The organism is Amycolatopsis sp. A133, from assembly GCF_031082405.1.
GTDB lineage: Bacteria > Actinomycetota > Actinomycetes > Mycobacteriales > Pseudonocardiaceae > Amycolatopsis.
On record NZ_JAVHJU010000076.1, the window covers coordinates 363,110 to 380,488 of the forward strand.

Consider the following 17,379-nt stretch of genomic DNA (forward strand, 5'->3'; position numbering starts at 1 on the left):
CAGCGATCACATCGCATATCCCCATCAGCGGTCGTGCCGTCACGGGAGCCCAGGCGGCCAAGTCCTTTCAGCCTTCACCACCGGCGTGACCATGCAAGCCATACCTGAGCCCCAGGGCCCACCGATCCTACGAATGACCAGTTCAGACCCAACGAGAAAGGTAGGACAGCACCATGCCCGTGGTGGAGATGTTCATCTCCGGCCTGGTGGGCTGGCTGATCCAGGAAGCGGGCGGTTCCGGGGTGCGACGGTGGGGCGATCCCGTCCACCGAGCTCTCGACCAGGCAATTCGAGAAGCGGTGCCGCGCGCCGTCGACCAGGTGTATTCGATGGCCGAGCAACGGGCTCACACCGTCGCGCTGCTGCTGGAATATCCGCCGCGGACGATTCCCGAGGCCGGCGGTGTTCCGTTGTCGCGGCTGGCCGACGCTGTCCGGCTTTGGGTTGCCGCTACCGAGTACCCCATCGGTGCCGATGGGCGACCGGAGCACGTCGACGACGATCACCCCTTGATCGAACCCTTGTGCACGCAGATCCTGGCAGCGATCAGGAAAGAGTCGACGTTCGGCCGGCAGACACTGAGTCCCCTCTGGAACGAGTACCTCCACGCCTCCACCCAGGACGAGATCGACCGCCAGGTCCAGGGCCTGCACGCGGATCTGCGGGGGGTCGCACAGATCTCGGGCCTCGCGGCGGTACGGCCGGAACGGATCGAATACTGGCACACCCCGGTCGTCCACCCGGCCGGTTTTGTCGGGCGGGGTGCGGAACTGGCGCTGCTGGCCGGGACCGGCCCCGTGCACCTGGTCCACGGCATCGGTGGCGTCGGAAAGACGGCGCTGGTCCTCGAGCACGCGCGCCGGATCGCCGATCAGTACCCGGACGGCCAGGTGTTCATCGACTTCCGAAGCTGTTCGGGACGCCGGGCGAGATCGGCTGACGAGGTGCTGGCCGACCTGCTGCCGCACTGCGGAGTGGACGGGCGCCACATCGCCGAAATGAGCCTCGAGCAACGGGAGACGGCTTGGAAGCGGGCAATCGCCGGCCGCCGGATGTTGTTCGTTTGGGACAACGTCGGCGACGTCGAGCAGGTCCGGCCACTGCTGAGCGGACAGCCCGGCTGTCTCACCTTGCTCACCAGCCGGACCGAACTCGACCTGGCCGGGGCGTCAACGCTGCCGTTGGCTCCGCTCGATGAGGCCGACGCCGTCAAGCTGTTCCGGGCCATCGCCGCCGGGGAGGGCAGCACGGACCTGGAGTCGGAGGCCGTGCGGCTGTGCGCGTGGATGCCGCTGCAGATCGGCGTGCACGCCGCCAGCGTGCGGCGCAAGCGCACGTTGGCCGAGCTCGTGACCGAGCTTCGCGCACTGCCGTCGGACCAGCGCCTGGCCACCTTGTTCGCCAGCTTCGACCTCACCTACCGCAGCCTGTCCGAAGACGAGCGACGCGCACTGCGGGTGCTGGGCACGAATCCCGGGCCGCACCTGACCGCCGGTACGGCAGCGGCCATGATGAACTGCTCGGCCACCGATGCGGTGCGACTGCTCGACGAGCTGGTGGACGCGAACTTCGTCGCCCGGTATCGAGACCGCTTCGACCGGCATTCCGGTGGCGTCGAAATCCCGCCCGCGCCCGCCTTCTACGCCTATGTGATGCACGACGTGCTCCGGGACTACGCCCACCACAAGGCGACCGGACTCGAGGCCGAGTTCCGGGACACCGTGGCCCGGCTGCTGGACCACTACCGGGAGTGGAGCTACTCGAGCAGCGAACTGGTGCCCGCGTGGATTCAAGCGGAGCGAGCCTGCCTGCTCGCCGCGCTCCGGCTGCCGGTGCCGCCCGACACGATCAAGAACATGGCTCTGGACATCGGTGCGCGCCTGTCCAAGCTCGGCTGGTACTCCGACGGTGAGACGGCGTACTGCGTCGGGCTGGGTCAATCGTGGAAGCTGGGTGACCGTCCCGGCGAGGCCGAGGCGTTGCTGGGCCTGGCCGACTGCGCGTTGCTACGCGCCCAATACGACACGGCGCGAGTGCTGAGCCACCGGGCATTGGCCATCCAGCGAGAGCTGGGCGACCAACGCGCTCAAGCCCAGGCGCACTCACGCCTGTCCTCTGCCATGAGCTTTCTGCGCGACACCGACGCCGCCGAAAGCCATCTTCGCGAAGCATTGGCGATCTACCGGCAGCTCGGCGACCGACGTGCCGAGGCGGAGACGCTCCTCGGCTTGGCGCGGATGGATCTGTCCGACCGAATGGATGATCCGACCGTCCGGAAGCGGTTGGCGCGGCTGTCCCGGCTGGGCAGCGAGCTCGGCGATCGGCGGATGCAGGCGGATGCCCTGCTGCTTCTGGGATTTTCGGCTCTGCTGCGCGGCTCGGCCCAACGTGCCGCGGACAGCTTCCGAACGGCCTACCGGCTGTTCACCCAGGAGCACCACCGGCACGGGCAGGCCAATGCGTTGCACGGTCTCGGCCAATGCGAACTGGCCAGAGACGATCATGGTGGAGCAGGCGGCCATTTCGCCGAGGCGATCGCCCTGTACCGGGAGATCGGCGACGTGCTCGGCGAGATCAAGTCCCTGATCAGTATCGGTCAGCTGGCGTTGGAAACCGCGGACCTCCCGCACGCCGAGGGGCGCTTCCGGGAGGCGTACGAACTCTCCCGGAGGACCGACACCCCGCAGTTCCAGGCCAAGTGCCTGGAGGGACTCGCACTCGTCGCGAGGGCTACCGGGGATCATGCGACCGCGTGCTCCCGGTTGCGCACCGCGCTGCGGACACTCCCGCCCGAAGGGGCCGGGATCGAAGCTGCGCAGGCATCCCGGATCCTGATGTTGCTGGCCGAGCTCGGCTGCTCGAACGGATAACGCCGGCGCGCGCCTGTCGAGTTACGGTCGAGCTGTTCGTCATCCTCTCCGACGGAGCACCGCCGCCCCAGCTGGAGGACCTGTGCACTACATGCTGCTGATCTACAACTGCGACCGCCCGGAACCCGGCGATCCGCGCTTCCCCGACGCGCTGGCCAGGGTGAACGCCTTTGCCGACGAGTGCCGGCGGCGTGGAGTGTTCGTCGCCGCGCATCCGCTGCAGGGCGAGCACACCGCCACCACCGTCGCCGTCCGGGGCGGCAAGACGCTGATCACCGATGGGCCCTTCCTCGAGACCCACGAGCACCTCGGTGGCGCCTACGTCCTCGACTGCCGTGATCTCGACGAAGCCCTGGAACTGGCCGCGCTGTGCCCGATGGCCGCGGACGGCACCGTCGAGGTCCGGCCGCTCGCCGGGGTGCCGGGCCTGAACCACCGGACCGCGACCGGCGCATGACCGCGGCACCCGTCCTGCAGACGGCCTACCGGGAACACCGGACCCGGATGCTCGCCGCGCTGGTCCGCGTCCTGGGCGACTTCCAGCTCGCCGAGGATGCGCTGCAAGACGCCTGTGCGCTCGCCCTGCGCAAGTGGGACGGCGCCGTCCCGGACGATCCCGTCGCCTGGCTGCTGACCGCCGCCCGCAACAGCGCCGTCGACCGGCTTCGGCGGGCCCGCCGGGGCCGGGAAAAGCTCGCCGAGCTCGGACCGCCGCCGGAGGTGACCACGATGGACGTCGGCGAGGACCGCCTGCCCGGCCTCGGTGACGAGCGGCTCAGCCTCATCTTCACCTGCTGCCACCCCGCGCTGGCCGAAGACGCCCGCGTCGCGCTGACGCTGCAAGCCGTCGCCGGGCTGACCGCCGCGCAGATCGCCCGGACCTTCCTCGTCGGCGAGACGACCCTGGCCCAGCGGCTGGTCCGGGCCAAGCGCAAGATCCGCGACGCCGGCATCGGCTTCGCCGTCCCCGCCGACCACCTCCTGCCCGAGCGGCTCTCCGGCGTCCTCACGGTGGTCTACCTGATCTTCACCCAGGGCTACACCGCCGACGGTGACCGGCCCGAGTACCGGCTGCTGCAGCAGGAGGCGATCCGGCTCGCCAAGCTCGTCGCCACCCTCATGCCCGACGAGCCCGAAGCTCTCGGCCTGGCCGCCCTGCTGCTCCTGCAGGACTCGCGGTCCTCCGCTCGCTACACCGACGGCGGTGACGTCGTCCTGCTCGAAGACCAGGACCGCACGCGGTGGGACCGCGCCGGGATCGCCGAAGCGGTCGGGCTGCTGGACCGGGCGTTGCGCCTCGGCGCGCCCGGGCCGTACCAGCTGCAGGCCACCATCGCCGTGCTGCACACCCAGTCCCCGACGGACTGGGCGGGCATCGCCGGGCTGTACGACCGGCTGCTGGAGCTGACCCCTTCCCCGGTGGTCGCGCTGAACCACGCCGTGGCCGTCGCCATGGCCACCACCCCGGCCGACGGGCTCGCGCTCGTCGACCGGATCGACGGCCTCGACCGCTACCACCTGTTCCACGCCGCCCGCGCCGACCTCCTGCGCCGCCTCGGCCGCACCACCGAAGCCGCGGCGGCGTACCGGCGCGCCCACGACCTCGCCACCAAACCCGCCGACCGGCGTTATCTCACCGGCCGGTTGCAGGCCCTCGACACCGCGGAGTCCCGATGAGACTGTCCGTCCTCGACCACGGCCACCGCCGCCGCGCCCGGCTGTTCCTCGCCCTGACCTCGAAGAGGTCCGGGGTGGCCGGTCCCGACATCGTCAAGATGCTGCTGTACCGGCCCGGCTTCCTCAGCCGGCCGCTGCTCGAACTCACCGCGGACGCGATGCGCGGGCCGTCGTACTGGACCGCCGGCGAGCGCGAATACCTCGCCATGACCACCGCGCAGGTGCACGAGTGCCCGTTCTGCGCCGTCACGCACGCCGAGCTCACCCGGCTCGCCGGCACCGGCGAGATCGACCCCGGCGACCCCGCCTCGGCACGCCCCGAACTGAAGGCCGTCCGGGCCTTCCTCGAGACGGTCAGCGCAGCTCCCGGGCGGATCGACGCCACCGCCGTGGCCGGCCTGCCCCAGCAGGCGGTCCTGGAGGCGCTGCGCGTGAACCTCGTCTGGAACATCGTCAACCGCCTCGCCAACGCGTTCGGCTTCGTCCTGCGAGACGGCCAGCTCGAGACCGGAACCCGCGCGCTGCACCGGTTCGGCTACCGCTTCCCCGGGTTCCTGCTCGCCGACGGCCACCCGTCCGGCCACGGCGACGTCACGCGGAAACTGCGCCATTCGGTCCTGGAGGCGGACGCCCGTGCGGACCGCCGTCTCCGCGCAGCGGCCGCGGCCGGCGAGGAGCTGCCCGAACCGTTGCAGTCCTACGCCAGGACGGTCCGCGACAGGTCCGCCAAGATCACCGACACCGACGTCGGCGCCCTCAAGACGGCCGGGTACAGCGAAGACGAGATCTTCGAACTCACCGTCGCGGCCGCGGTCGGCGCGGCGCTGCGCAGCTACGACGCCGGCCGCGAGGCCGTCGGGAACTGACCTCCGCGCGCGGTCGAGACGAGCCGGTGCCGTTCGTCCTCTGGTGAGTCAACCGACGCACCACCGGAAGGACCGATCATGCCCGGACAGGTCAACTGGGTCGAGATCCCCGCCGCCGACACCGCCAAGGCCCGCACGTTCTACGGCGGCCTGTTCGGCTGGGGCACCAGCGAGTTCGGCGCCGACTACCACGTGATCGGCAACGGCCCGGCCGGCGCCATCACGGCCGCCGAGGACGGCTTCACCCACCCCAGGGTCTACTTCGCCACCGGCGACATCGACGCCTCGGTCGAGCGGCTGCACGAGCTCGGCGGCCGCAGCGAGGGCGTCCAGGAGGTGCCGGGCGTCGGCCGGATCGCCCACTGCCACGACGACCAGGCAACACCGTTCAGCCTCTACGAACCCGCCCCGCAGGGCTGACGGCGGCAGGACGCCTGTGTATTTCACCCGATTGTGGGTATCCGGTCTCTGTGACTGCCGAAGCCCTTCCCAGAACACCGTCAGAAGACATGCTGACCGTGCCGGTGCCGCGGCGGTCGGACCAGTACGCCCACTGCGCTCCCCTCTTCGCCGAACGCAGCCGGCTCGAGCCCGAGGACCCCCGGCGGGCCACCCTGCGCGATCGGCTGATCACCGAGTACCTCCCGCTCGCCGAGAACATCGCGCGGCGCTTCAGCGGCCGTGGCGAGCCCTTCGACGACCTGCTCCAGGTGGCGCGGACCGGGCTGATCCACGCCGTCGACCGGTACGAGCCCGGCCGGGGGAGCAATTTCCTGTCCTTCGCCGTCCCGACCATCATGGGCGAGGTCCGGCGGCACTTCCGGGACGCCGGCTGGTCGATGCGGGTCCCGCGCACCCTCAAGGAGCTGAAGCAGAAGCTCAACCAGGCGAGCGACACCCTGAGCCGCGAGCTGGGCCGGGCGCCCACCCCCAGCGAACTCGCCGCCCACCTGGGGATCGACGTCGAGACCGTCCGGGAAGGCCTGCTGGCCGCCGAGGCCTACCGCGCCGGCTCGATCGACACCCCCGTGCGCGGCGCCGAGGCCGGCCTCACCGTTTCCGACCAGCTCGCCGAGGACGACACCGGCTTCGAACGGTTCGAGAACCACATCGCGCTCAGAGCGGCGATGGCCACCCTGGGACCGCGTGAACGGACCATCGTCAAGCTGCGGTTCGTCGACGAGCTGCCCCAGAGCCGGATCGCCCAGCAGGTCGGTGTGTCGCAAATGCACGTCTCGCGCCTGCTGGCCAAAGCGCTGGGACAGCTGCGGCAGCACATCGACGCCGAATGACCGCCGGAAAACGAATTACGAAACGACGGTGACGTCCACCTGGAATTTTCCGGCCGCCAATCCTTCGTTGTCGACGGCGACGTACCAATGCCCGTCGAAGGGGACCCGGATGTCCAGCCGCTGCGCCGTCGCGACGCCTCCGATCATCCGGTAAGCGCTTCTCCGCCGATAGGAATCGACGTTTTCCGCGCTCAGCAAGCGGACGTTCACCACGGCGTCGAGGCGCACGCGTACGATGACGGCCCGGTGGAGCCAACCCAGGTCCAAAACGACCGGTTCCCAGAGCACCATGAATCCTCACTGCGATGGTCGATCCCGCACCTGAACGCATTCGGGAAAAGACCCCCGAAGCCCTTTTATGCTGGGTCGCGGTCGAATCTCGCAGTGTTACAAGAAGTTTGCAGGAAGTGATAACGGACGCCTCCGGGGGACGTCGGTTCAGCGCCCCGGGGACTGGGTAACCACCTCCGACATCGGCTCCTCGACCGGGAGCCGCGGAGCAGGAAGGGGTCGGACCCCGATGCCGATCGAACAGCAGACGACGGAGCTGGACGACTCGTTGCGCGTGATCGCGCTCGAGCTCGCCGACGACCTCGCCGAGCTGGCCAGGGTGCGTTCCTGGGCCGACCGGCTGCTGCAGGACCTGCCCGAGGGCCAGCGGGTCGACGCGCTCATGGTGGTCGACGAGCTGGCCTCGAACGCCCTCCGGCACGGGAAGCCGCCCCGTCAGGTCCGCTTGCTGCGCAAACGCGACTGGCTCTCCGTGGAGGTCGACGACACCTGCATCGACCCCGCCTGCCCACGCCCGCCCTCCTCCGACGGCGGGCACGGGCTCAAGCTGGTCGCCGCCACGAGCGTGGCGTGGGGCCAGTGGCAACGTCCCACCGGGAAGACCGTCTGGGCCGAGATCCACCTGACCCGCGCGCCCGAACCCGGTCACCCGCGCTGAGTTCCGGCCGGTGCAGCCCGGCTACCCTCACGCGCCGGCGAGGGCGGCGTCGCGCAGCTGACGGCGTGAGCTGATCCCGAGCTTGGTGAAGATCTTGCGCAGGTGCCATTCGACCGTGCGCGGGCTGAGGAACAGCCGGGTGCCGATCTCGGGGTTCGAGTAGCCTTCGGCCGCCAGCCGGGCTATCTGGAACTCCTGGGCGGTGAGCTCACCGGTCGGCTCCGCCGTGCGTTTCCGCGCGGTCTCCCCCGTGGCCTGCAGCTCTCGCCGCGCCCGGTCGGCGAAGGCCTCGAGCCCCATGGCGGACAGCTGCTCGTGGGCCGTGTGCAGGTGCGCGCGAGCGTCCACGCGGCGGCCCTCGCGGCGCAGCCACTCGCCGTACAGCAGGTGGCTGCGGGCCAGGTCCACGCGGAGCGTGGTCGGTTCGAGGCACGCGATCGATTCGAGGTAGAGGGCGTCGGCGTCGGCGGTGCCCAGCGCGCGCACGCGGGCGTCGATTCCCCGCGCTTCCGCCGTCCCGGACGCCGCGGCGCGCTCGGCCGACCGGGCCGCCGCCGCCCGTAGCCGGGCCTCGTCGCCGGTTCGGGAGGCCGCTTCGGCCAGTTCGGCGGTGGCGAGGCCCTGGAACCCCACCACGTCGTGGTCGAACACCCGGCGGGCGGCGTCCAGCGCGGCGTCGTGGCGGCCGAGGCCGTTGTACAGCACCGCCCGCCCGTAGTCGGCGAAGGTCACCAGCCGCAGCTGGCCGCGTGCCGACGCCTGGCGCGCGGTGTCCTCGAACAGCTCCGCCGCCCGCGCCTCCCGGCCGCGGAACGCCTCGAGAAGCATCGTCGCGTAGCCGACCGGCGCGTTGCCGGTGACGTCGGCGATCACGCGGTCTTCCTCGGCCGACGCCGCCGCCGCGGTGAGCTCCCCCGCGAGCAGCTCGTTGACGGCGAGGAAGTTGAGCGCGAACTGCAGCTGCACGAGGGCGCCGGCGTCGCGGGCGAGCTGGACCTGCCGCACGGCGAACGAGCGTGCCGCGGCGAAGTCCGCCGCTTCGGTGGCGATCAGGCCGCCGGCCCGGTTGCCCAGGAGCCAGAGCACCCGCCCGGTGTCCTCGGCGCCGACGTCCAGGCTGCGGACCGCCACCACCGCCGCGGACAGCAGGGGCGCCGCGGCCGGGTAGCCGTCGGTGAACCGGGTGACCAGGGCGTCCAGCACGAGGTCGACGGCGCGGGGCGGCCCGGGGGCCGGCGGCGCGGCCCGGGTGGCCTCGGCCACCGCGACGAGACCGGCGGAGTCCGCCCCGGCCCACAGGGCCGCCGCCAGCGCTTCCAGGTACGTCTCCCGCGCCCGGTTCGCGTCGAGCGGGCCGAGCTGCCCGGCCGCGCGCAGCAGGAGCCGGGCCGCTTCACCACCGCGCCGCCGGTCGAACGCGATCTGCCCGCGCAGCCGCTCGACCTCGGCGGCGCGCCGGGCGTCCGGTGGTCCGGCCGCCGCCGCGTCGAGGAGCCCGAGTGCCCCTTCGAGCGCGCCGGCGTCGCGTTTCACCGCGGCCGCCGCGAGTTCGCGGTGCGCGCGCCGGGCGGGTTCGGGGGTCAGGAGCGCCGCCTGCTCGAAGAACGCGGCCGCCGCGACCAGGCCGCCGCGGGCCCGGGCCCGGCCGGCCGAGCGTTCGAGGTCGGCCGCGACGTCCTCGTCCGGGGTGACGGTCGCCTGCGCGCGGTGCCAGGCCCGGCGGTCGGGATCGCGATCGGGGTCGGTCACCTCGGCCAGGGCCCGGTGCACGTCTTGGCGGTCCCGGGCCGGCGCCGACCGGTAGACCGCCGATCGCACCAGCGGGTGGCGGAACCGGATCCGGCGGCCGAACTCGATCAGCCCGGTCGCCTCGGCCGCGGCGGCCGGGTCGGCGCCGAGCCCCAGCCTGCCGGCCGCGCCCCAGAGCAGGGTGGCGTCGCCGAGCGGCTCGGCGGCGGCGATGAGCAGGAGCCGCCGGGTGTCGGCGGGCAGCGGCTCCAGCTGCTTGACGAAGCAGTGTTCGATGCGCCCGGCGAGCGGCACCGCCCCGGGCGGCCCGAAGCCGTCGACCAGCTCGGCGGCCGTCCACGCGCGGGGCAGTTCCAGCAGCGCCAGCGGGTTGCCGTGGGTTTCGGCGATGATCCGGTCACGGACGCGGCCGTCCACCGGCCCCTTGAGCACCGAGGCCAGCAGTGCGTCCGACTCGGCCTCCCCCAAGCCGGCGACCGCGAGCTCCGGCAACCCGGCCAGGTCGGGCTCGGGGCCGGGCTCCCGCACCGCGAAGACGACGGCGATCCGCTCGGCGAGCAGCCGGCGGGCGACGAAGGCCAGGACCACCGCGGACATCCGGTCGAGCCACTGCGCGTCGTCGACCAGGCAGAGCAGCGGCTGGTCCTCGGCCACGTCGGCGAGCAGGGTCAGCACCGCCAGCCCGACCAGGAACCGGGTCGGCCGGGCACCGGAGCTGAGCCCGAACGCCGTGCCGAGCGCGTCGCGCTGGGGTTCGGGGAGGCGGTCGAGCCGGTCCAGGAACGGCGCGCACAGCTGGTGCAGCCCGGCGTAGGCCATCACCTGTTCCGATTCGACGCCGGCGGCGCGCGCGACGCGGAATCCCCGCGCCTGCTCGTGCACGTACTCCAGGAGCGCGGTCTTGCCGATCCCGGCTTCGCCGCGCAGGACGAGCACCCGGCCCCGCTCCGACCGGGCGTCGGCCAGGAGGCGGTCGAGCGCGGCGCATTCGCTGTGCCGTCCGATCAGCGCCGGTCCACGCCCCGGCATGCGAAACCTCCCACGGCCGACCGGCGGCGGCGGGACGACCGTGCCGGGCGAGGCGAACGATAGCGCAGCGCGCGCCGGGCACCGGCCGTCGGACGTCGGGCCGGGCGATCACGCGTCGCCGCGGGCCTCCGCGTTCCGCGCCTCGACGGCCCGGGCGGTCTTCGCCAGCTCACCGCCGAGGACGCGCTTGCCCAGGAGCCCGAGCAGGCCCCCGAGCAGCCGGCCCTTGAGGTTCTTCCCCTCCCGCACCACCACGGCGTCGATCTGCGTCGACCCGTCCGCCAGCCGGGTGAAGGTGTAGGTGTGCCCGGAGGCGCCGCCCCACGTGTTGGAGTCGGTGGTCCGCAGCACGACCCGGGCCGGATCGGACCAGTCGTAATGCAGCCGCTCCCAGACGCCACCCGACCCTTCGGTGACGTCGGCGTGGCCGGGCCCCTGCTCGTGCACGCGCAGGTATTCGCCCGCGCTGCGGCCGAAGAGCCGGGCGCGCTCCGGACCGAAGTCGGTCAGCCCGGCGAGGAACTGCTCCGGTGACGCGGTGGTCACCTGGCGCAGGTGGATCGTGGACATTTTGTCTCCTCGTGCTGCTTCGGGCGGTTCAGGCGTCCTGGTGCTCGGCCATGTACCGGGCGTACCAGGACGGCCACTCCTCGTCGTACTGCCCGGTTTCCTTCTCGTGCTCGCCGTGCGCGGCCGCCGCCCGCCGCAGGGCCTGCTCCAGCTCCTCGGCGGAGCCGTAGGTCACCCCGGAGGTGCGTCCGGGGAACCGGGTGGTGATCTCCTGGAGCAGCCAGGTGTTGCCGTCGGGGTCGCTGAAGGACGCGAACGACGAGTAGGTGCCGTGGTCGGGGTGCACGCCCGGGGCGAACGCGCCGGTCTCGTCGCGGTGGAACACCTCGCTGACGGCGACGCCGTGCCCGGCCAGCTCGGCCCTGGCCGCCTCGATGTCGGCCACGACCAGGTAGCTGCCGCGCACCGAGCCGGGGGCGGCGTCGGTGATGCCGGTGCCGAAGTGGACCGACGCCGGCGACCCCGGCGGGGTCAGCTGGACCACCCGCGAAGTCCCGAAGACGATGTCGGCGTCTTCGCGCCAGCCCAGTGTCTTGTAGAAGTGCTTGCTCCGGTCGACGTCGGCGACGGGCAGAACGACGACTTCGAGTTTCATGTCCATGATCGGCAACTCCTCGGTGTCCCGAGCGGCGGGGTTCGCCGCTCGGGATTCAGCGTGGCCCCCGGCGGGGCCCGTTCGCCCCAGGGAGACACCCTGGTCGGTCCCCGGGCCCCGGGCCCGGGCCCGGGGCCCCGAGCGGCGGAGAACCCGGTCTCGCTCGCCGTGGCAGATGAGGAACGGCACGGTGATCCGCTCGACGACGGCAGTTGCTCCGAAAGGGCACACTCGCGGGACTTTCGTACCTCACCCGCCGCGGCGCGTCTTGACCGCGCGGGTGGGCGGACCTACCGTTCGGCCACCCACCCGGCGGATTGGTCCATACCACCGCCTTCCCCGAGGAGGTGCCATGCTGTCGAGGCGTACCTTCGTCACCGCGGGCCTGGTCGCCGCGGCCGGCGCGCCGCTGTGGTCCGCCCTGGCCGCGCCGCGCGCCCGTGCCGCCGCGGCGTTGCCGTTGACCCTGAAGAACAACTCCGGTTCCGGCACCGTCTACGCCTACATCAGCGGCGCGGACAGCTCCGGGTGGCCCGGCTTCGTCACCGCCGACGGGCGGTTCCAGCGGCTGCCCAACCCGTCGTCGCCGGTGACGCCGGTCCCGGACTACGCCATCCCGCTGACCGGCTCGGGGGCCCAGGTCACGGTGACGCTGACCGACTACGTCATCGGCGGCCGCGTGTGGTTCTCGGTGGACCGGAAGCTCCAGTTCTTCGTCAACCCGGGTCCCGGGCTGGTGCAGCCCGGCCTCACCGCGGCCGACCCCAACTGGCAGACGAACTGGACGTTCTGCGAGTTCACCTACAACAGCGCCAACCTCTACGCGAACATCAGCTACGTCGACATGGTGGCACTGCCGGTGTCGATGGCCACCACGGGCGCGGCGGGGGCACAGGCGGTCAGCCCCCTGCCGGACGGCGCCCTCGGGAACATCGCGGACGGCCTGCGCGCGCAGCACAACGCGGACGGCGCGCCGTGGGACCGGCTGGTCGTCACCGACGCCTCCGGCAAGGTCGTGCGGGTGCTCGCACCCGGCCACTCCCCCGTCGACTTCGGTGGCTACTGGACGAACTACCTCAACGCCGTCTGGGACCACTACCGCACCACGCCGCTGACCATCAACGGGCAAGGCGCGATCGGTTCCTACACCGGCACGGTCAACGGCGACGCGATCGTGTTCGCTGGGCTGAACACGAACGGCGTGCCGTTCACCAAGCCGAGCGCGGCCGACATCTTCGGCTGCGCGAGCGGCCCGCTGTACAACTCCGGCGGCGACGCACGGGGCGCGGTGGCCGCCCGCCTGGCCGCCGCGCTGAACCGCAGCAGCCTGCTGGTGGCCGGCGGCGGCAACCAGCCCGACGGCGTCGCGCCGGCGCAGTACTACAGGGACGCCACGACCAACCACTACGCGCGCTTGGTGCACCAGCACGCCTCCATCGGTTACGCCTTCCCCTACGACGACGTCGGCCCGACCGGCGCCCAGCCCGTCGACGGCCACCTCCAGGACCCGGCGCCGACGTCGTGGACGGTGTCGCTGGGCCCGGGCGCGGGCGGCGGCACGACCCCGCCCGGCTCCGGCGGCACGAGTGCGTACTCGACCATCCAGGCGGAGGCGTACAACGCCCAGAGCGGCACCCAGAACGAGTCGTGCGGCGACACGGGCGGCGGGGTGGACGTCGGCTGGATCGCCAACGGCGACTGGCTGAAGTACGCCCGCGTCGACTTCGGGCCGAGTTCGCCGCGCCAGTTCGCCGCCCGCCTCGCCTCGGGTGCGGCCGCCGGGGTCAGCGGCGCGCTCCTGGTGCGCTTGGACAGCGTGTCGGGACCGGTCATCGCCGAAATCGACTTCGCGAACAACGGCGGCTGGCAGCAGTGGCAGACGGTCCCGGCCAACATCGTCGGCCCGGCGACCGGCGTGCACGACGTCTACCTGACGTTCTCGGGCAGCTCGGCCGACTTCGTCAACGTCAACTGGTTCACCTTCACCCGCTGACGCCGTGCCCGGACCACCGCGGGCGGGCGATTCGCGGCGGGCTCTGGTCTGAACCGGGCCGCGAACCTGGGCCACCAGCGCTCAGGCCGCAGCCCGATCCCCGTGACTTGCCGCCAGTCTCCTACGGCGGAAGTCCTCGCCGCCAGGGCCGGAAGCCGTCGCCCTGCGCTCATTCGGGTGAAGCGGCCAGCCCCGATCGCCTGACACGCGGACACCGTCCGGCGCGCTCCCTGCTGACCTGCCTCCTATTCGCCACCGCCACTCGCCACACCTCGAAAATAGTCCAGATTTATGACTATCATGAGTTTGGACTACTGCTGCACCCGAGAACGAGGAGTGGACGATGTCGGTCATCGAGCTGACCACCTTCACCGTGGCCCCGGAGAACACGGCGGCGATGCTGGCCGCGCGCCCGGGCATGGTGGCGGCCTTCCGGGAGGACCGGCGCGGCTTCCTCGCCGCCCGCCTGGTCCGCCTCGACGAGCGGACGTGGCTGGACTTCGTCGAGTGGACCGACGACGCCGCCTGGGACGAGTCGAAGGCCAAGGGCGCCAACCTGCCCGCGATCGGGGCCTTCTTCGCCACGATCGGCTCACTGGTGGGTGCCGAGCGCGGCGTGCGTTACGACGACGCCGAGGAGGGCGCCCGGCGGGTCCGCACCGTCGCCTACGGTCCCGGGCCCTCGCAGGTCGGCGAGCTGTACCTGCCGGAAGGCGACGGGCCGTTCCCCGTCGTGGTGCTCGTCCACGGCGGCTATTGGACGGCGATGTGGGACCGCCGCCAGCTCACCGACGTCGCCGACGACCTCGTCGCCCGGGGCCACGCGGTGTGGAACGTCGAGTACCGCCGGATCGGCGAGCCGGGCGGCGGCTGGCCCGGCACGTTCCTCGACGTCGCCGCGGCGATCGACGCCCTCGACGGCATGGACCCCGCGCTCGACACCGGCCGGGTGGTGCTGCTCGGCCACTCCGCGGGTGCGCACCTGGCCACGTGGGCCGCACACCGCGGGGCGCTGCCCCCGGAAGCGCCGGGCGCCCACCCGAAGATCACCCCGATCGGCCTGGTCGAGCTGGCCGGCGCGCTCGACCTGCAGGCGGCCGACGCGGCGGGCTTCGGCAAGGTCCTCGCCGACCCCGCCGCCGAGCCGCCGAAGGGCGCGCCCGAGCCCGCCCGGCCGGAAGTGTGGCCCGCGGTCGCGAAAGCCGTCGGCGACGGGATCCTGCCGCTGCTGGTGGGCGGGCACGTCGCCGACCGGCCCGGGCACTACGCCTGGACGTCGCCGCTGGAGCTGGCCGGCGCCGGCGTCCCGGTGCTGGCCGTGCACGGCACCGCCGACGAAGCCGTTCCGGCCGAATGGAGCCGCCGGTACACCGAGAAGGTCACCGCCGAGGGCGGCACCGCCCGCTACGTCGAGGTCGAGGGCGGCACCCACTTCGACGTCGTGTCGCCGGGCCACCCCGTCTGGCGGGAAGTCACCGGCTGGATCCGCGAAGCCGTCACCGGGCGGGAGCAGGCGTGAACCACGAAGCGATCTTCGAGCAGGCGTGGGCGGCGCCCGGCACGACGGCGCTGGAGCTCCCGCCGGTGCCGGTCAACGAAGTCCTGCACGACCGCTACGACGTCCGGCCGCCGTTCGCCTACACCGGCGCCCGGCTGTGGGACATGGAGGTGCGCAAGGCCGCGGCACCGGACAAGTACATCCCGACGGTCGTGCGGGCGGGCAGCGCCGAGAAGTTCCCAAGCGTGCGCCACGGCCGCTTCGAGGACTTCACCCGCGTGTCCGACCAGCGGCTGTGGGCCGACCCCGAGCGGTTCGCGACGATCATCGAGCACGTGCGCCTCGACCACGAGCACCGGCGCGCGTTCTTCATCGGCGCCGGACGCTTCGAGGCACCGGACGGCCGCGTCTTCACCGCCGGCGCCGGCCAGCCGCTCTTCCACGTCGAGCACTCCGTGGCCGGCCCGGAGGGTGCCCCGCTCAACCTCTGGCGCATCGTGCACCTGACCGCCGAACCGGATCGGTCCCTGGTGGACGCGTTCGACGCACTGGCGAACGACCCCTACCTGCGGGTGTTCGTCGAAGTCCACCTGCGCGAGGACTTGGGGCGTGACCTCGGGCGCCGCTGACGCCGATCGTTAAGGTGAGGCCGGCGGGCGAGGAACGAGGAGCGGCGGATGGTCACCCGGGCGGAGCGCAACGCGACGGATCCCGACCTGGGTGTGCTCGCGGGCCGGCTGTTGTTCGCCGTGCAGCGGGAGCTGTTTTCGACGCTCGCCGAGCGGGGCTTCGGCGACCTGAAGCCCCGCCACGGCGCCGTGCTCGCCTACCTCGACCCGGACGGGGTGCGGGCGACCGACCTTTCGAAGCTTTCCGGCCAGTACAAGCAGAACGTCGGGATCCTGATCGACGAGCTGGAATCGCTCGGGTACGTCCGGCGCCGCCCCGATCCGCGCGACCGCCGGGCGAAGCTCGTCTGCCCCACCGAACGCGGGCTCGCCCAGATGCGGGCGGCGGACGCGATCATGGCGGACATCCAGCGGCGGCACGCCGAACGCCTGGGCGACGACGAGTACGAGCGGTTCAAGCACCGGCTCGTCGACATCACCGAGCACCAGCGGGCCCACCTCGGCGCGGCCGGCGACGACTGAGCACCCGTGCGCAGGACCGTGCTCGGCCGAGTGGCGCAATCCGTCAGTTTCCGCCCGGAGTGCGGCGGGACGGTGTTAGTTTCCGTCCGTCATCCGCTGCCGAGCGAGGTGTTCGGAGTCACTTTGGCACTGCACACGGACAAGTTCGCCGCTTACCTGCGCATGTTGAAGGACCGCAGCGGACAGGGCTACGAACGGCTCGGCAAGCAGGCCGGGGCCAGCGGTTCCAGCCTGCACCGGTACTGCTCGGGCAAGAGCGTGCCCGCCGACTACCGCGTGGTCCACTCCTTCGCCAAGGTCTGCGGCGCCTCCACGGAAGAACTGCGCGAACTGCACCAGCTGTGGGCCCTGGCCGACGCCGGCCGGGTTGACGAAGCGGAGCAGCCCGCGGCCGCGACCGGTGCGGACGGGGCGCCGTCACCACGCCGGCGCGGGTACCTGGCGGTCGCCGTCGCGGTCGTGCTCCTGGTGACGGGCGGGCTGGTCTGGCTCACCGCCGACGGGTCCGTGCCCGCCACCGGCCGGTACGCCGACCGGATGCTGTTCTCCCCCGCCTGCGAGCCGCCGGTGAGCATGGGCCAGCACGACGAGTGCGTCACCGAGGTGCAGAACCTGCTGGTCGCGGCCGAGGGGCGGCTGTCGGTCGACGGTTCGTTCGGCCCGGAGACGCTGCGCCGGGTCACCGCGTTCCAGGTGCTGGCCGGCCTGCCCGCGCGCGGTGTGGTCGACGAGGCCACCAAGAACGCGCTGTACGACCACCGGACCAGCATGGCGACCTGGTCGGCGGCCGTGGTGGAGCAGCGGATCCGGGCCGTGTTCACCGAAGCGCCGGACACCGCGGTCGCGATCGCCCGCTGCGCCTCGTTCCTCGATCCGCTGTGGGTGCTGCCGAACACGAACGGCAGCCGCAACTGGGGCGTCTTCCAGATCTCCGACGCCCGCCTGCTGGACCTGGGCGGCACGCCGCGGCGGGCGTTCGACCCGGTCTGGAACATCGACGCGGCACACCGCCTGTGGAGCGTGCACCACGACTTCCACGACTGGCCGGCCTGCTCGGCGGCCCTGGAGACCCCGCAGCCGCACTGACGCCGGAACCCCGGGGCATCCCTGGGTTTCCCCGGGGTTTCCGGCGTCAGGCCC

16 protein-coding genes are annotated in these 17,379 nt (G+C 72.3%); 12 read left to right on the plus strand and 4 right to left on the minus strand.

Going from position 1 to position 17,379, the window contains the following annotated elements; genetic code table 11:
• Nucleotides 1-188 precede the first annotated feature (188 nt).
• The 6 genes from Q5425_RS45305 (at nucleotide 189) to Q5425_RS45330 (ending at nucleotide 6,705) form a co-directional block, all read left to right on the plus strand.
• Nucleotides 189-2,870, plus strand: a complete 2,682-nt coding sequence (locus tag Q5425_RS45305; RefSeq protein WP_308678741.1) for a tetratricopeptide repeat protein — start codon at nucleotides 189-191, stop codon at nucleotides 2,868-2,870.
• A gap of 82 nt (nucleotides 2,871-2,952) precedes the next feature.
• Nucleotides 2,953-3,327, plus strand: coding sequence for a YciI family protein (locus Q5425_RS45310; RefSeq protein WP_308678657.1), 375 nt, complete (start codon nucleotides 2,953-2,955; stop codon nucleotides 3,325-3,327).
• Complete coding sequence (locus Q5425_RS45315) at nucleotides 3,324-4,547, plus strand: DUF6596 domain-containing protein (RefSeq protein WP_308678658.1); 1,224 nt, start codon at nucleotides 3,324-3,326, stop codon at nucleotides 4,545-4,547. Before Q5425_RS45310 ends, Q5425_RS45315 begins: the two co-directional genes overlap by 4 nt.
• A complete protein-coding gene (locus Q5425_RS45320) occupies nucleotides 4,544-5,413 on the plus strand; it encodes a hypothetical protein (RefSeq protein WP_308678659.1) in 870 nt (289 codons plus the stop codon). Before Q5425_RS45315 ends, Q5425_RS45320 begins: the two co-directional genes overlap by 4 nt.
• A gap of 78 nt (nucleotides 5,414-5,491) precedes the next feature.
• Nucleotides 5,492-5,833, plus strand: a complete 342-nt coding sequence (locus Q5425_RS45325; protein WP_308678660.1) for a VOC family protein — start codon at nucleotides 5,492-5,494, stop codon at nucleotides 5,831-5,833.
• An 89-nt stretch (nucleotides 5,834-5,922) separates the two neighbouring features.
• Nucleotides 5,923-6,705 carry a SigB/SigF/SigG family RNA polymerase sigma factor gene (locus Q5425_RS45330; protein ID WP_308678661.1) on the plus strand — a complete coding sequence of 261 codons (783 nt, stop codon included), beginning with the start codon at nucleotides 5,923-5,925 and terminating at the stop codon, nucleotides 6,703-6,705.
• A 15-nt stretch (nucleotides 6,706-6,720) separates the two neighbouring features.
• Here the strand turns inward: Q5425_RS45330 and Q5425_RS45335 are convergent, their stop codons facing one another.
• Nucleotides 6,721-6,996 (minus strand): DUF1883 domain-containing protein, encoded by a 276-nt coding sequence (locus Q5425_RS45335; RefSeq protein WP_308678662.1) that lies wholly within the window; start codon nucleotides 6,994-6,996, stop codon nucleotides 6,721-6,723.
• A 229-nt stretch (nucleotides 6,997-7,225) separates the two neighbouring features.
• Here Q5425_RS45335 and Q5425_RS45340 point away from each other — a divergent pair, with 229 nt between their 5' ends.
• Nucleotides 7,226-7,654, plus strand: a complete 429-nt coding sequence (locus tag Q5425_RS45340) for an ATP-binding protein (RefSeq protein WP_308678663.1) — start codon at nucleotides 7,226-7,228, stop codon at nucleotides 7,652-7,654.
• A gap of 27 nt (nucleotides 7,655-7,681) precedes the next feature.
• Here the strand turns inward: Q5425_RS45340 and Q5425_RS45345 are convergent, their stop codons facing one another.
• The 3 genes from Q5425_RS45345 to Q5425_RS45355 form a co-directional block, all read right to left on the minus strand.
• Nucleotides 7,682-10,432, minus strand: coding sequence for an AAA family ATPase (locus Q5425_RS45345; protein ID WP_308678664.1), 2,751 nt, complete (start codon nucleotides 10,430-10,432; stop codon nucleotides 7,682-7,684).
• A gap of 108 nt (nucleotides 10,433-10,540) precedes the next feature.
• Complete coding sequence (locus tag Q5425_RS45350) at nucleotides 10,541-11,002, minus strand: hypothetical protein (protein ID WP_308678665.1); 462 nt, start codon at nucleotides 11,000-11,002, stop codon at nucleotides 10,541-10,543.
• Nucleotides 11,003-11,030: 28 nt separating this feature from the next.
• Complete coding sequence (locus Q5425_RS45355; RefSeq protein ID WP_308678666.1) at nucleotides 11,031-11,603, minus strand: VOC family protein; 573 nt, start codon at nucleotides 11,601-11,603, stop codon at nucleotides 11,031-11,033.
• 346 nt (nucleotides 11,604-11,949) lie between these two features.
• Between Q5425_RS45355 and Q5425_RS45360 the strand changes: the two genes are divergently transcribed.
• The 5 genes from Q5425_RS45360 to Q5425_RS45380 all read left to right on the plus strand — a co-directional run bounded on the left by Q5425_RS45360 (nucleotide 11,950) and on the right by Q5425_RS45380 (nucleotide 17,325).
• Nucleotides 11,950-13,590, plus strand: a complete 1,641-nt coding sequence (locus Q5425_RS45360) for a beta-1,3-glucanase family protein (RefSeq protein ID WP_308678667.1) — start codon at nucleotides 11,950-11,952, stop codon at nucleotides 13,588-13,590.
• A 343-nt stretch (nucleotides 13,591-13,933) separates the two neighbouring features.
• Complete coding sequence (locus Q5425_RS45365) at nucleotides 13,934-15,109, plus strand: alpha/beta hydrolase fold domain-containing protein (RefSeq protein WP_308678668.1); 1,176 nt, start codon at nucleotides 13,934-13,936, stop codon at nucleotides 15,107-15,109.
• Nucleotides 15,106-15,717 (plus strand): hypothetical protein, encoded by a 612-nt coding sequence (locus Q5425_RS45370; protein ID WP_308678669.1) that lies wholly within the window; start codon nucleotides 15,106-15,108, stop codon nucleotides 15,715-15,717. Before Q5425_RS45365 ends, Q5425_RS45370 begins: the two co-directional genes overlap by 4 nt.
• Nucleotides 15,718-15,765: 48 nt before the next feature.
• Complete coding sequence (locus Q5425_RS45375; RefSeq protein WP_308678670.1) at nucleotides 15,766-16,239, plus strand: MarR family winged helix-turn-helix transcriptional regulator; 474 nt, start codon at nucleotides 15,766-15,768, stop codon at nucleotides 16,237-16,239.
• Nucleotides 16,240-16,362: 123 nt separating this feature from the next.
• Entirely contained in the window at nucleotides 16,363-17,325 is a 963-nt protein-coding gene (locus Q5425_RS45380) for a helix-turn-helix domain-containing protein (RefSeq protein ID WP_308678671.1), read from the plus strand.
• The last annotated feature ends 54 nt before the right edge of the window (nucleotides 17,326-17,379 follow it).